The organism is Janthinobacterium aestuarii (assembly GCF_046113285.1).
Lineage (GTDB): Bacteria > Pseudomonadota > Gammaproteobacteria > Burkholderiales > Burkholderiaceae_D > Janthinobacterium.
In genome coordinates, this window is the sequence record NZ_CP142524.1 from 2,724,812 (window position 1) to 2,739,557 (window position 14,746).

At 53.7% G+C, this 14,746-nt stretch carries 10 protein-coding genes; 3 read left to right on the plus strand and 7 right to left on the minus strand.

Annotated features, from left to right (window positions below):
* Nucleotides 1-205: 205 nt before the first annotated feature.
* Nucleotides 206-1,033 (plus strand): abortive infection family protein, encoded by an 828-nt coding sequence (locus tag OX462_RS12205; protein WP_101481605.1) that lies wholly within the window; start codon nucleotides 206-208, stop codon nucleotides 1,031-1,033.
* Between the two features lie 106 nt (nucleotides 1,034-1,139).
* Nucleotides 1,140-2,303 (plus strand): Shedu immune nuclease family protein, encoded by a 1,164-nt coding sequence (locus tag OX462_RS12210; protein ID WP_409028521.1) that lies wholly within the window; start codon nucleotides 1,140-1,142, stop codon nucleotides 2,301-2,303.
* Between the two features lie 498 nt (nucleotides 2,304-2,801).
* Here OX462_RS12210 and OX462_RS12215 read toward each other — a convergent pair whose 3' ends face one another.
* The 3 genes from OX462_RS12215 to OX462_RS12225 form a co-directional block, all read right to left on the minus strand.
* A complete protein-coding gene (locus OX462_RS12215) occupies nucleotides 2,802-3,629 on the minus strand; it encodes an IS5 family transposase (protein ID WP_070308615.1) in 828 nt (275 codons plus the stop codon).
* A gap of 78 nt (nucleotides 3,630-3,707) precedes the next feature.
* Nucleotides 3,708-4,610 carry a hypothetical protein gene (locus OX462_RS12220; protein WP_101481603.1) on the minus strand — a complete coding sequence of 301 codons (903 nt, stop codon included), beginning with the start codon at nucleotides 4,608-4,610 and terminating at the stop codon, nucleotides 3,708-3,710.
* A 138-nt stretch (nucleotides 4,611-4,748) separates the two neighbouring features.
* Nucleotides 4,749-6,323 carry a hypothetical protein gene (locus OX462_RS12225; protein ID WP_409028522.1) on the minus strand — a complete coding sequence of 525 codons (1,575 nt, stop codon included), beginning with the start codon at nucleotides 6,321-6,323 and terminating at the stop codon, nucleotides 4,749-4,751.
* 643 nt (nucleotides 6,324-6,966) lie between these two features.
* Here OX462_RS12225 and OX462_RS12230 point away from each other — a divergent pair.
* Nucleotides 6,967-8,535, plus strand: coding sequence for a DNA cytosine methyltransferase (locus tag OX462_RS12230; RefSeq protein ID WP_409028523.1), 1,569 nt, complete (start codon nucleotides 6,967-6,969; stop codon nucleotides 8,533-8,535).
* A gap of 35 nt (nucleotides 8,536-8,570) precedes the next feature.
* Here the strand turns inward: OX462_RS12230 and OX462_RS12235 are convergent, their stop codons facing one another.
* The 4 genes from OX462_RS12235 to OX462_RS12250 are packed head-to-tail and all read right to left on the minus strand — an operon-like array spanning nucleotide 8,571 to nucleotide 14,746.
* Nucleotides 8,571-9,020, minus strand: coding sequence for a very short patch repair endonuclease (locus tag OX462_RS12235; protein ID WP_101481601.1), 450 nt, complete (start codon nucleotides 9,018-9,020; stop codon nucleotides 8,571-8,573).
* A 41-nt stretch (nucleotides 9,021-9,061) separates the two neighbouring features.
* Nucleotides 9,062-10,837: an AIPR family protein gene (locus tag OX462_RS12240; RefSeq protein ID WP_409028524.1), complete on the minus strand. Its 1,776-nt coding sequence runs from the start codon at nucleotides 10,835-10,837 to the stop codon at nucleotides 9,062-9,064.
* 2 nt (nucleotides 10,838-10,839) lie between these two features.
* A complete protein-coding gene (locus OX462_RS12245) occupies nucleotides 10,840-11,823 on the minus strand; it encodes a PD-(D/E)XK motif protein (RefSeq protein WP_409028525.1) in 984 nt (327 codons plus the stop codon).
* Between the two features lie 10 nt (nucleotides 11,824-11,833).
* Nucleotides 11,834-14,746, minus strand: coding sequence for a Z1 domain-containing protein (locus OX462_RS12250; RefSeq protein WP_409028526.1), 2,913 nt, complete (start codon nucleotides 14,744-14,746; stop codon nucleotides 11,834-11,836).

Below are 14,746 nucleotides of genomic sequence, written 5' to 3' on the forward strand. Positions count from 1 at the left end.
TTGTCGACGGGTTGTCGGCCAAAAAAGTTACCAAGGGCGGCCGATGGCGCATGGCGCATCCCCCTGAAACTCTAGCTCACTTGGATTTCGGCAACTACATGACGCTCTTCAACAGTAGTTGCATGAATACACGACTATAAACTACTATTATTTATAAATATATATTGATCAACAACAGTGGGCTTGGCAACATCCAAGTAAATACATGTCATTGCCAATCAACGACGCCATCATTGGGTCTGTATCGAAGCTGATCGACGACTCCAAGAGCGGAGGCGTCTATCGCGAACCCACCCACTCCGACATCGAGTTCTACGTCGGCAGCGCCAGACTGTTGCACGCAGATCCGGCGCGCCAAGGACCCGTGGGCAAGGCCAAGAGGGTCCGCACAATTTTGACGCACGCGCTGGCCGAGGACGAGGCCGCCGGCGCCAAGCTGATTGAAGCGTTAATCTCAAAAGTGCGCTCGTGCGGCGGTTTCCGAGAGGCATCGCCAAATTATGTCGGCAAAGAGGCCATCGCGAATCTCGCCGCCGCCTTCGAGGTTGAGGGCTTCGTGCTGTCTTCGGATGGCACCGTCGCCCCCAAGGTTCTCAGCGCGCTTAAAGGCGCCGAGATGACGGCGGCATTGAAGGCGTATGCTGCGCGCGCGCAGCGAGGTGCGGAGGACGCGGCTTTAGTCGCGGGGACCGGCAAGGATTTGATGGAGGCGACCGCCGCGCACGTTCTGCAAACGATCAATGGAAACTACCCCGCCACCGGCGCAAACTTCCAAATGCTGTTGGGCATGGCATTCATGGCATTGGGAATGGCCGTCCCCGAATTGCCCGCCCAGCCTGGCGAAGAGTCTGTTCGCGGACTTGAGCGCGCCATGTTCCAATCGGCTTGCGCGGTGAACCGCTTGCGCAACAAACAGGGAACGGGCCATGGCCGGCCAGATCCAGCAAGCCTGTCCAAACACGAGGCAAAGGCCAGCATAGAAGTCGTCGGAACGGTTTCGGCCTACATGTTGGCCATGCTTGAAAAGCGCTAGCCAATGACCGCCGACGAATAATAGGTCCTAGCCCGGCCGCCACCCACAGTGGCGTCATCGCCGCCATCCTATCTAGTGGTGGTGAATCGACGCGCGGAGAGAAACGATGGACGACTCAGACTACGACATCAACAAGCGCTCCGACAAAACTTACATGAGTCGAGCCCTGCAAGGCTTTAGCGACAAGGAGCGCAAGGTTCGCATCGCATCGAAGGCTTTCGACGCCTCTGGCAACGAGTTGATCTTTGCCACGGTAAAAAAAGAGATACTCCTTCGGCAGAAGGAGGGCGGGAAGCGGATAGTCAAAGCGACGTTCTTCGAGGACTCTCGCACTGTTAGCGTGCTCAATCTCCAATCCTACACCGAAGCGACTGGCTCTCCGCACAAGTCAAACTTCGCCCTGATCGGCGACGAGATCACCAAATTCTTGGAGTTCGCTAAGCACATCCAAGAATACATTTTCCATCATGACCACGGGGTCAACATCACGGATGACGAGCTTCGTCGATTCATTCTTTCCGAGCGCCAAGCGACCAAACTGCTTACAGACAATCCAGATATACTCGCCGAAGTTCTCCGCACCAAAATAACCAAGGAAGATATTGTCGCCATCGCCTACCGCAAAGAGCAGCTAGCGGCGTATGCGCGTCTGCTCAATGAGCCTGAATATTTCGTGCATGCCGAGGAGTTCAAGGGATGCAATGGAGAGGCTCTTTGGCAAAGGTTCTTTGAGAAGAACACGTGGTTCTTCGGATATGGCCTTGGCTACTTGTTCCTATCGTCGCTCGACGACAAGAAGCTTGAAAGCGTCGTCCAAGGCCACTCGGTCGCCTCGCATGGAAAGAGAGTGGATGCGTTGATGAAGACGCGCGGGTTGATATCAAGCCTTTGCTTTGTAGAGATAAAAATCCACACCACCAAACTGTTGTCCAACAAACCGTATCGCGTTGGATGCTGGGCACCCTCGGCAGAGCTTGTCGGGGCGGTCGCTCAAGTGCAGGGAACAGTCCAAGGGGCCGTCGAGCAGATTGGAAACAAATTTGTCGGCAAGGATGAGCATGGCGCGCCGACGGGCGAAGAGGCTTTCAACTTCCAGCCACGCTCGTTTTTGGTGATAGGTAGCCTGAGCGAATTCATGGGCGAGCACGGGGTCAATGCAGACCAATACCGGTCGTTTGAGCTCTATCGCCGCAACACGGTATGGCCCGAGATCATCACATTCGACGAGCTCTACGAACGGGCCAGTTACATCGTCAACCACAGCGTCTAAGGGGCGCGGCGTCTATCACGGCATTTGTCATTTGACTTGTGGGTGCCTCACGAAAATTGACGTCGCGAGGCCGAACCAACTTCCAGCGATGTTGTTTTCGAAGAACTCCGCTGAGCCGTCCTTGTCCATGCCATCCCTGCGTCTAGTGTTTGGATGCTCATGCGGCAAAAGGCCTGGGATCGGCTACCTCTACGAGCAGTCGCCGCAGCGCCACTACCACAGCGGTGCGCTCGCCTCGCTTGGCATGGAGACGTTCGCCCGCATGGCGATCCCGGCCGACGCGTGTAGGCGTTGACGCCGGCGATCACGACGGCGGGCATTATCAGCCGGCTTATCGTTCCGACGCATGGCGCCAAGCCATTTTTGTCATGACCATCCTTATTAACTCCCCAAATCTATCATGCCTTCTGCACTTTCACTATCCACTCTTAACCTGAACAGAGCCGATGTATTTGTGTTGTTAACCTTATTGAGACCCCTTAGGAACGGTTTAATAACTTAGCGGAAATTTAGTCGACGCAGCAGCAACGAACCCATGGCCAGGTAAATCATATTTTCCGAAACATCAAGGCGCTGCTCGTAGTCGCGCACCAAGCGCCGGTAACGCATCAGCCATGCAAACGTTCGCTCGACCACCCAGCGCCTGGGTTGAACAGCGAAACCTTGCTGCCCTTGCAGGCGCCGCACGACTTCCACCGTGAAGTCAAGAAACGCAGCCTTGTCCATCAACTGTTTGCGGTCATATGCCGCATCCCCAAACAGATGCTTCACCCATGGCCAGCGTTTAATCAGGCCGTCGAGCACCATCTGAGCACCAGTGGAGTCGGCAATATCGGCTGGGGTCAGGTTCATCGCCAGTAAGCGACCGTCCGTGTCGACCGCGATATGGCGTTTGCGCCCGCTGAGTTTCTTGTGGGCGTCATAGCCTCTTGTTCGTGCCCCTGGCGCTTTCACGCTCTGGCTATCGACAACACCGGCACTCGGCAGCACCTCCCGTTCATTGCACATACGATCGAGCATCAGCGCCAAGTCATGAATGGTACGAAACAGCATGCGCCGCATCAGCCGCCGAAACCAGTAATAAACCGTCTGATACGGCGGGAAATCATTTGGCAGCATGCGCCACTCGCATCCGGACCGTACCATGTAACGCAGCGCATTGATCACCGTGCGCAAATCCGTTTTGCGAGGTCTTCCCGTCTTCGCTTGCCTTGGCAGCAGCGGTGCGATCAGACGCCACTCTTCATCTTTCACATCTGTGGGATAGCCACGTTTAAGTGCCGTCCTCACCTGCTGATGCCGGCTTCGATTCTCTTGCGTCCACATCGTCAATCACTCCAAAACATCAAAGATGCTTTGACCTGAAAGTTGCTATAAAGTTTTTAAACCGTTACTTAGCGCCGGTTATGACGGAAGAATGCGCTGGCCAATAGCCATCCAAATAAAAAACGCGACAATTGCCACGCCTTCCAGTGCGAGGATAATCTGATGCGTGCGGATGCCTTTACGCTGCGTTTCGAGAGCTCGTGAAAGTCCGGCTTCGCGCTCGGCCATCATTTCGAGTTTCACATCGAGTTTATGCTGCAAAGCCTCCGCTTCTACAAACTTATCTCGTGCGGTGGTTTCGCTCATGGCCAAACGCTCCGCTACGCGCATTTCGATAGCCATATGGACTTGGTCGAATTGAGCAAGCCGGTTGGCTATAATTTCTGTCCAGTCGCCAGACATAAGTCGCAGCCGCTCCTCGACTTTGTCTATGAGGAGCTCATGGGATTTAATCATAGCCTTCTCGGATTCAGCCAGCTTTTGCGCGCATTTAATAAGGTCGATCGCTTGAGCCTGCGTCAGACTTTTGGTTTCTTTCAATGAGTCGACCACTTTGCTAAATTCGCGTAGCGTGTTCGCATGAAGCTCTTGGTGTTCTTTGATGTTGCTGTTCTGCTTCTTGATGTCGCTGGCTTGGTGGTCTAGCGCAATCTGTTGACCTTGCAATGCCTTTTGCTGACCATTCATGATCTTGGCCATGGCCGTATTAAGTATCAGGAGATTTGAGGAGAGCACGCCGAGCTTTCGGAACTCATTGTTCACGTTGTCCTTGGCGTCGTCGATCTGATCGCTTCGGTCATTCCATATGTTCGAGATGAAATTGCCGTCGTTTTTCTCTCTGCGGAGTTGGCTCAACCTCTCCTCCGAGGTTTCCAAACGCTTTTTCGTGGACCTCATGTCCTCGACCATTTGCGGAACGTTGCTGTTCCTTAAAATATCCTCTGGCACCGTGACATTCGAAAACGCTTCGACGATTTGCATTTCGCTCAGAGCGAGGTCAGTCCTAGGAGTAGTAGATTCATAGGCACTGTCGGACGGTGGCGTGGATGGAGCGGATGATGTTTGCATTGGAGATTTTTTCTGAGGCGTTTCAGTGATTTGGTGACTAGGTAGATCGAATCACATATGTTTCAAGAAGCGTTCGATTTCGAGCTGCGAGGATTCGATGTAAGCCACCGTCGCCGTCGTGCTTTCGATTTGGAGCGCCATCTCCGCATTGCTCGCTTCCAAGCTCAGCCGCATGAGATTAGCGTCGTTGCTTGCGGATCCGAAGGACGCTCCGATATCCTTGTAAAGCTCGATGGATGTCGCGTAGTTGTTGAGGTTCGCTAGCGAGAAGCCGATCTGTTCCTCCATTGCGGTGGCAAACGCTTCCATGCGCTGCGAGTCCTCAATTAACTCATCGAGGCGGCGCTCGTCGCCAGCATTGGTGCACGCGTCGAACAGCCGGTCGATCTGATATGCCACCACGGCTGAAAGCAGGCCCACCATGATCCCGACCAGCACCGGCGCGACAATGTCCGCCAAGGGCTTAAGGAATGGTATCGTGGCCATGAAGGTGATTGCACTTTGTTCGATTATGACGCCCAACGACGTGATGACGACAGTCGTCAAGATCTTCAAACCTTGTTGGGCAGCATCGCTTTGGCTTATGTGCTTGGGAGGAAAAGCGATTAGCTTGAAGGCTTTGAAAAGACCCAGCAGGCCGTCGCGTATCACCCGAACCAGCTTTTCGCCCGTGCTGACGAAGGAGTTGATCACAAAGGTCAGCAGATTGCTCATGAAGCCGCTGGCGCCGCCTTCGAAGAGCGCACTGAATGCGTCTGGCAGCTTCTTCGTTACTGAGCGAGCGACTCGTCCAAGCCGCTCTCCGATGTCCGTTAACATATTCTCCGCGAGCGCGAAGCCTTCCTTAATCATGATTTTGAATTCGTTGAACAGCCCGTTGACTAGCTCAGTTAGCAGGATGCCTAGAGATTGCCTCAGGCCCATGGCCAAGGCTTGCTTGCCCCCAGTTTTGAGAAGCTCGCCACCCTGTTTTTTGAACATGGCGGAGTTTGTCTCACCGTCGAATTTCTCTTTGGATTCGGCGTGCTTCTTAGCCACTGCGTCGGGGTCGATCGCGAAGCGTTCGGCGTTGCTTTTTTCCGCGTCCGCTGTCGACACCTTCTCGCTCCATTCTTTCGCGTCGTGGTCCTTCTTGGAACGATTGATGGATATGTCCGTGACGGCCAAATTCACGTCGTCATTAACCAGTGCCTTGATCTTCTCGACCGAGACCTTGCCGTCTTTGACTTCCCCGAGAGCCAAATGCATTTTTGCGTTCGTTGCTACCTCTTTTATCGGGATGAAATGGTCGAGTTCTGGTTTGGCCGAAAGCGCTTCATTGGTGTATTCATCCACGCCACGCGCGATCCGCTCATCACGCTTTACGGCCCATTCTTTTTGGGACAGCTCATACTTGCTCCGGTCATACGCCTCTGTGAGTGAGTCGTGCAAGGCCTTGTCGCTTTCGGTGGCGACGATGCCTTTCTCGAAATTCTGGACCGTGGTGACATTGCCGCCGGCCTTGTCGACGAACATGGCCGGCGATAGCCCGAATGGGCCGATAATCTGGGAGAAGACGTGCTGTTGGCATTCTTCGAACAACGCGTCGAGTCGTTGTTGCTTGAGCTGCATGTTGGACGGAGCCATGTCTTCCTTCGGGGTTGCACGAATCACAATAGGCGCTCTTAAAAATCGGGACACGATTCGCCAAGCGAAAAGAATGATTTTAACCTACTAATATTGCTCTCATGAAAATATCTATGCGCTAAGAATTCTTGTGGGTATGAATTTTTTCTGCGGTTTCATTCAATGTCCCCCGACAGTCACACGTAGTTGGCCCGGCCCGCGGCGACGCAGTGCAGAGATAGGTGTGCCAATGTCCCAACGTCAAATTGATAACCTCGCGGCCTACTTCCAGCACTGAATCAAGGCTGTGAGCGCTGACCCGATGGCCATCAAGTCAGTGGTGAAGGAAGCTGACTTGATGGCGGAATACATGCTTGGTTTGGATAGGCAGATGACTACCATAGAGAGCCATAAGGAATAGGGCGCCGAATACGACAAAAAATTATAGATCTAATAACTTAAGGCGAGCAAAGGCTACTTTTTTACTTTTGCATATTGGTTATGTTTCTGTGAGGCATCATCGATGTTTTGGCCTCCACATCGTTCGCGACGTTGTGATTGATATGAGATAAAATGATGGGTTTTGAAAAGTTTTGAGTGGTGACGTAGCGGTTGTAGTATTCGCCGTTCTATCGGGGGTCTGAGTGATCCCTGGAATAATGATATGAAGAAAAAATTGATGGCACAGCGTAGCAAAATTCCCGTTATCGACTTGTTTGCCGGTCCGGGTGGTCTTTGTGAGGGATTTTCTTCCATTGTGGACGAAAATGGGTTTCCAAGATTCGGCGTTAAGGTTTCCATCGAAAAAGACCCGGTTGCCCATCGAACTTTGATGTTGAGGGCGTTGTTCCGGAAATTTCCCAAAGGCAATGCGCCTGCTAGCTATTACGAGTATGTCAGTGGGGGCATGACTCGCGAAGAATTTTTGAGCCACCCGGAGATTAAAGACGCTGCGGAAGAAGCCTCGAAAGAGGCTCGCTGTGCAGAGTTAGGCGCGACACCCCATGAAACTATTGATGCTTGGATAAAAGAAGGTATAGGCGGCAAGAGAAATTGGGTGTTGATCGGCGGGCCGCCATGCCAGGCTTACTCGATGGCTGGACGCTCGCGCCTTAGGGGGAAGGACCCGGAAGCGTTTGAGAGCGATAAGAGGCATTTTCTGTATACAGAGTATCTTCGGATCATTCAGGAATTTGAGCCATCGGTCTTTGTCATGGAAAACGTCAAGGGGATGCTTAGTTCCAAGCATGGCGAGTCCAAGATTTTTGAACGCATTTTGGCCGACTTGTCCGCGCCCAAAAATGGTCTCAGCTATCAGATTCGCTCTTTGGTTGTGGATGGCAATGAACTGAAGCCGCGGGATTACGTAATTGAATCGGACGATTATGGCATCCCACAAAGCCGCCACCGTGTGATTCTGTTTGGCATCAGGTCCGATGTTGTTGAGGCTACACCAGAACTTATGAGGAATCCACGACGATTCTTGTTACGAAAAACCTTTCCAAGGCCGAGCGTAAATGCCGCATTGTCGGGTCTGCCGCCACTGCGTAGTCGAATCTCCAAAGAACCGGATTCGCACAAGACGTGGCTCGGGGTTATGAAAGTAGCTCCATTGAGTTTGAATTTGTGGCGCTTGCCTTTACGAACCCAGATTGAAACGCGGATGAAGAACGCAGTCGAGGCCGCAGAGAAATTACCATCCTCGGGAGGAACGTTTATCCCTATGGTAGTGACTCCGGGCGTAGAAATGCCCAAAGAGTTGCGCGCTTGGTATCTGGATAGCCGGCTAGGTGGAGTGCTACAACACGAAACGCGCAGCCATATGCGCTCGGATTTGCATCGCTACCTATTTGCGGCTTGTTTCGCAAAAGAAAGAGGTTATGCGCCTACACTGTATGACTTCCCACCCAAACTTATGCCTGACCATATGAATGCCGAAAAGGAGAGTATTCCTTTTGCAGATCGATTTAGGGTCCAGCTTGGCGGTGCGCCTTCATCTACAGTTGTGGCCCACATCAAAAAGGATGGCCATTACTACATACATCCTGATCCTGCCCAATGCCGAAGCCTCACAGTTCGTGAGGCGGCAAGATTGCAAACATTCCCGGATAATTACTTCTTTGAAGGAAACAGGACAGAGCAGTATGGACAGATCGGAAATGCGGTCCCTCCTTTATTGGCGCGAAAAATAGCAAAGGTTATCTATAAATTCTTAGCTTCCCGTGAAGAGTAAGCCATTGACATAAGAAAAACGATTCGGTGGCTTACTCACCCTCGACCAATTTCCCCGCACGGGGTGTCTTGGTTGATCCATGCTGTGATTCTGTCGGACAATGTTTTGACTGTCTCTCGATCGCGAGTGGCACATTCCCAAACACACAAAACCCGCCAACCCATGGCTGTTAGCGCATCAAAGGCTCGTTGGTCTCGATCGACATTGGCTTGCAGTTTCTCAACCCAGAAGTCAGGCCGCGTAGCCGGAATTTTAAAATACTTGCATTCCTTGTGAGCGTGCCAAAAGCAGCCATGCACAAATATGGCGATCTTTCGGCTTGGCATGACAATGTCGGGCGTGCCTGGCAAATCGCGTCGGTGCAGCCGAAATCTGAATCCAGCGGCAAATAACATACGCCTGACCAGCATCTCGGGCTGAGAGTTCTTACCCTTGATGCCGGACATCATTCGACTTCTGACCGATGGTGGCACGATGTCAGCCATGCGCCGATCCCCACATGCCAATTGCCTCCATCATGGACATCCTACCCCGCCTTGATCTCTGGTATGTTGGACGCGGCTATCGAATAGCTGGCGCTCATCACTGCTTCTTTGCATTCTGGCCGCTTGGCCCATTCAGAAACCATGCGACCACCGGCCGAGGAATGTAGCACATCGTTGACTTCCTTGGACCAAACTGCAATCTGCGAAAGAAGCTCAGAGGAAACTGCTTGCTTTGCCCAAATGCGGTCGAGATCCATGCGGGACCCAAGTTTTTCCGATAGCAGTGAGACCGTATACGCAGTAACGTTGGCCTGAAATGCTTGAAACATTGGGCGCAAAAGTTTTTGGGAGTCTCGGTAAATTTTGGCTTTTGCGATCATGGCCTTGAACTCTGGAACTGTTGGCACAGGCACCTCTTGGCCATCGGAGGAAGTGAGGGCAGCCATGAAGCGGTCGAAGTTCTTTTGAGACCCTAGACTAACGACATCCGGTTTGCGGTCCCACGCAGTGATGTATTTTGCCAAATCGGTTTTGGTGATGCGCCGCGCCGTCGGAATCGCATCCTTTAGCGCTTTTAGTTTTGCTGGTGTTGTGCCTTCACGGGTTAGCAGGGTGTTATAGCTACCAGCCGCGCGCTCGTAGAACCACTGGCCGACACCGTCCGGGCAGTATACCGAACGAGAGAGCTTTTCGATTTCGACGTGGAAGGGCTTGTTCGCCGAGAGATCCGACTGCTTGACTGCATTCTGACTGTTGGCGAAGCGCGATATATCTGAGACCAGCGCCTCCTCTTTGGTTGAGTCCTGGGTCTTCATCACGATAATCTTGGCCGGAACTCTGACATGGCTCAAATCGGTGTCGGGATATTTTTTCTTGGTGAAATAGAGCGAGGCAGTCGTTTGGCCACCGTTGACGATCTGAAGCCCTTTAAGCCACGCTATTCCCGTCGCGCCGTCGCCATTTTTGCCCAAGCGCATTTCATCGGCCACGATTACGATGCCATTGTTATAGGCCATGAACCGCTCAGGCGCTGAACGCAAAGTGGTTTGAATGCCGGCATTGACTCCTTTTCCTTTGACGCTAAGGAATGAGCGGACGTTGGCTTCAAGTAACCGAGCGCCGAACTTCTCATAGAGCAGTCGGAGAGCCTCGCCGGGGACGGCTGTAAGCGCGTAGTCGTAGTCATCGTTTTCACCAGGCACGAAGACGCAGGGAAGAGGCCCGCCGGAGACCTCGTTGAAATCCACGACCAGCTCGTCGCGAGGTTTCCCCTCGGACCAATGGCGATGAAGCCGTTCGATGTCCATGACTTCGAGACGCACGGCCTTGCCGCCTATGTCGCGCGTCTTGAAGCTTTTGGATTTGGCGACCTTATCGGTGATGACGTATACGCGGATTTGCTCCAAGTCGTTGTAGATGCCGTGCAGTGTCTCCGCGAGCGAACGCACGTCGCTTGAGGGATCGAGTTTCGGAGCCATCTTGCCTTCGGCGCATAGTGTCAGAAAGCGCAGACACTGCTCGACAGCGGTCTTCGTCTCGGAATCCGGGATCGGCGTGGGGATATCGACGTTGGCGTATAGGCTGACGAACAGGTCGAGTTGGTCGCTATCTTCCGACACGGAATAGCCGCTGAGCCTTAAATTCGCATTGCCCACTTTGCCTTCAAAATGGCATTCGACAGGTTCGAACGTCATGCCTATTTCCGACATGTGGTCCATTACGATACCCGCGAATACCAATTCTTCGTATAACGCGCCGTCACGCATTTGCGAGCGGACGGTGGCCTGCGTCTCGCACAGGAATTCAGTCAAATTCATACTTAAATTGCTCCCAATTTTCTTAATGCGCCCTCTGTGCCAACGTTTTCGCCAGGCACCTTCTCGAGGTCAATTTCATACATAGCCTTCATGATACCCGCAGGCACATATCCCAAGGTTAGGCGTGGGAAGTCGCTAGTTACTTCGATAATGCGCGTTTCTGCTTGCTCAAATCGCCGTGGATAGCGCTCAGCGTGTGCGTCGATGTAGCCAGCAGCGAGCAGGCGCTCAGTAAAGAGCCGTTCCGCCTCGGCATCGCCCCGTATTGTCAATCGCATAGCATCGACTATCTCCGGCAGGTTCTGGCCGCTCTCGGTTTGCCGGAGCCGAGTGCCGGCCACAAATAGAGGTTGCCGCGTCGAGTCGTCGAGTTGATCGAGCGAGCCGATCTTGGCGGTGAAGCCTGCCGCTGACAGTGTGGTTTTAACCTCCAGCGCGCCGGTGCCCAACTCGAAGTCCTGTATTCCGTCGAGTGGGCCAACCCATGATTCAATGGCTAGCGCCGAAGGGATGCCAGCGTTGACGATGGCGCGTAGTAGCGTGAGCTCGCCAATTAAGCCGATCTCGGATTCTGGGGTGAGAACTTGCGTTCCTTTGCGCATGAATTCCTGCCAAGCCCCTACGCGCCCTGTGAAGACTCGCAGGAGTTTATTTTCGTCGGCACCGGCCATTACAGTGTCATCTAGAGCTCCGACTACATCGCACGCCATGGCCGCGAAGAGCTCCGCGCTACCCGCAGACTTTCGTGTCAAGGCAAGCCAAAGCTTGCCGCTGCCTTCTGGGTCGGCCCGTTCGACCGAGAAGCCTTGGCCTTCGGGGAGTTTATCGGCTGCGGCGAGCCGCACGGTGGGAAATCCTATCAACACTGCCTCAGTGTTGTCAGGCGAGCGGCGGCCGGCACGCACTTGAAGCTGTCCGGCCGAAGGCAAGGAGATAGCCTGCCATCCGGGCTCGATGTCGGCGCCAGTAAGCGACGACCATGCCATGATAAATTCGTTACTCGGTCGGGCCATATTGCTGTGTCCAATAGAGGAGGTTCACTTCATATTCCACGCGAATCCCATTTTCGCTAGCGGGGAACGCGATGGCGAAAGCCATGATGGGTTTGTCCCAGCCAGGCACGATGAGGTTTTCGGGAAGCTTTTCCTTGCCCTTGTAATAGGGAGCAAGTGAGTAGAGCAGTAAAAGGCCGCGATCGATATCGCCCCCAAGCCTGTCTCGCGCCTCGCGAATGCCTTTGCCACTGGGGCTGGATGGTAGCGTAACGCGGCCTCGGGCGGGTTCAGGTTTCCATGCCGCGCGGGTGCGCGCGAGCGCATCTCTCCACGCGTCGTCATCGAGGTCAATGCCCTCGTCCTTTGGATCGATCAGGACGCCGATGCTGAACATGGCCGGGTCCTTAATACTCGGTGGGACTGGATCCTCGGTCTTGCGTGTTTGGAACGAATCGACTACAAAGTCACCAGGGAAAATATGCTTTTCGCCAACACCATCACCGCCGGTTAAAAGCGCGACGCTCCATTGTTTCAATTTGCCAATATCCAGCATCTTGGTGATGAAGTCCCCGAGCACTCCCGCCTTAGCGCTGTTGGCATTTGGATGGGTTATATAGGTGCCCAAGAATGCAAGCACATTTGACGCTTCCACGTTTTTCCACAAGCGGGCTCCCGGCCACGAGTCGGCTTCGCTTTCGCGTGGATATTTCGGTGCAGAGATGAACTCTGTCCCGAGAGAGGCGATCAATGTGTCGGCTGCCGCGAGGTTTGCCTTCTGAATCTTGGCATCCCGATGAAATGTGATAGTTTGAGGCCGGGTGCCACTGTAAGTCAGGGAAAGTGTCTCAGCGTTACGCATTTTCATGGGCGAGGTCACGATGAGCGTTTCATGTGACATGACCTTGAGGCCGTATTGCTCGGGCGTGAGCTTTGCCTTCGCCATAAAGTCGAATTCTTCTCGCAGCTCTTCGGACGCGTCGGCTATGTGGCCGAACCACTTTATCAAATCCGGCGAAGTGTAGAGTCGGCAGAGGTCCAAATAGCCTGGCCTATAGCCGAACCAACGGCCCATTTGCATCAGCGTGTCATACATCTTTGTCGTGCGAACGAAGTAACTAACGCAAAGGCCTTCAAGGGTCAGGCCCCGTGCGAGCTTATCGCCACCGATGGCTATTACCTTGAGCGCTGCGCCTGGCGTTGCATAGTCCAAGGCGTCTTTGGCCGTTCCATTGATGGAGCGAACGGCGATGTCGCCAAGCACATCAGGCAGCTTTGCCACCACTTCACCCCATGAAGGTAGTTCAGGAGGGCGCTCCTCGGCGGGAGAGAGCTCTGCGACCATGTCTCGTGTGGGGATGAAGTCCTCGTCCCAGAGCTTGCGCATTTGCGCTAGCAGTTCATTAGCGTCGCTGCCACGGGTGATCTTCTGGCGCATCCGGCGCACTGTTTCCTCTACTTGCTCGCGCACATGGTCTTGGACGGCTACATATCGAGTGACGTGAATCAGCATGGAGCTGTGATCCGCCCCTTGGCCGCGCAATTCTCGGGCTGCACAGACAAGCACGAAAGAGTGGATGGCATTGCGCAGGGATAGTGGTATCGTCTCCTGGCCATTGTGAAGCGGGATATGCGTCTTCTTGTGTTTAGGTGGCATCCATCCCGATTCAGACTCGGGATCATAGTGGTCCAAGATGGTGCGCGAAAGCGGAAGAGCTCCCAGGCGGCCATCCTTGGTCAGTTTGCCAAACATGCGGGCGGGGCCGACGTAGTTCGATGGAGCGGCTAGATTGATAATGAAAGCTTTTGGAAAGAGGTCGGGTCCTTCCTTGGCTGTGGCGCCCTTGTGGTGAATGTAGATGTTGGCGAATGGCGTGGCTGTGTATCCCACGTAGGCCTTGCGAGTAAAGGAGTGGAGCAGTTGGCGGATCAGGCTGTTGATGGTTTTTGGCTGATGCTCCTCGTCAGGGGTCCCATCATCGTTGAAAGCCTGTTCGCCTGTATCCACCGAGGCGTTGTCAGCTTCGTCGTCGATCATCAGGAGCGGCAGCTTGGTGACCAATTTCCAATTGGGCATTGAGCTTGGTGAATCGGCTACGCGTGCTTGAATCCATTTAAGGAGCTCTGTCAGCACAGTTTTTTGCTTCTTAACCACGAAGATCCAAGGTCGCTCTTCAGGGGAAATACCATTAAAATGTTTTGCGATGGCTTTGCTGAAATCGCCATTTTCTGCCCTGGTCGTCGCTGAGTTTGTTTTCAGGTCCTCTCCATACGCAGCCACGCCGATGGCCGCGCCAGCGTCGCGGTCTGCCGTTGTTTCGTATCCCAGGAAGCCTTCCTCGAGACGCATCTGGGTCTGTGAGCGCAGGTTGTTGTGCATGCCTGCCAGCACAATGATGATCTTGTAGCCGGCGTCTGCAGCCTTATTGATCAAGCCCGTGTAGTTGCTGGTCTTCCCTGATTGCACATGCCCCACGACGAGCCCCCGTCGATCCCAGGAATCGGTTCGCAGAGGATCTTCGAGGAGCCCGAGAATGTCATCAGTCGCTTCGTCTAGTCCATCGACGACCACGTCTGACAATTTGGACTCCTGATAGTCGCGGTAGCGTCGCCAGTAATGCCATTCTTTCTTGCGGGCGGCATTCAACCAATCGAAGTGCCCCGCGATGTCGACGAGGGTAGTTGCCTTGCCCATCCGATGACTGAACCGTTGGATTAGAGTGGCAACTACTTTGGCTTCGTCCAAAGGGATAGGTGGATCGGTAGCGAACATCGCCGCTGCCAACTTCACCTTGGCAGCGATGTAGGAGGGGGTAATCTTCGACGAATCCTTCTCTGCCTTCACTAGTCGCTGCGCGGTGGCGATGACATCTTCGAGTAGCTGTGTCTGCGCGACGGCCTCTTCTGCTGCAATCAT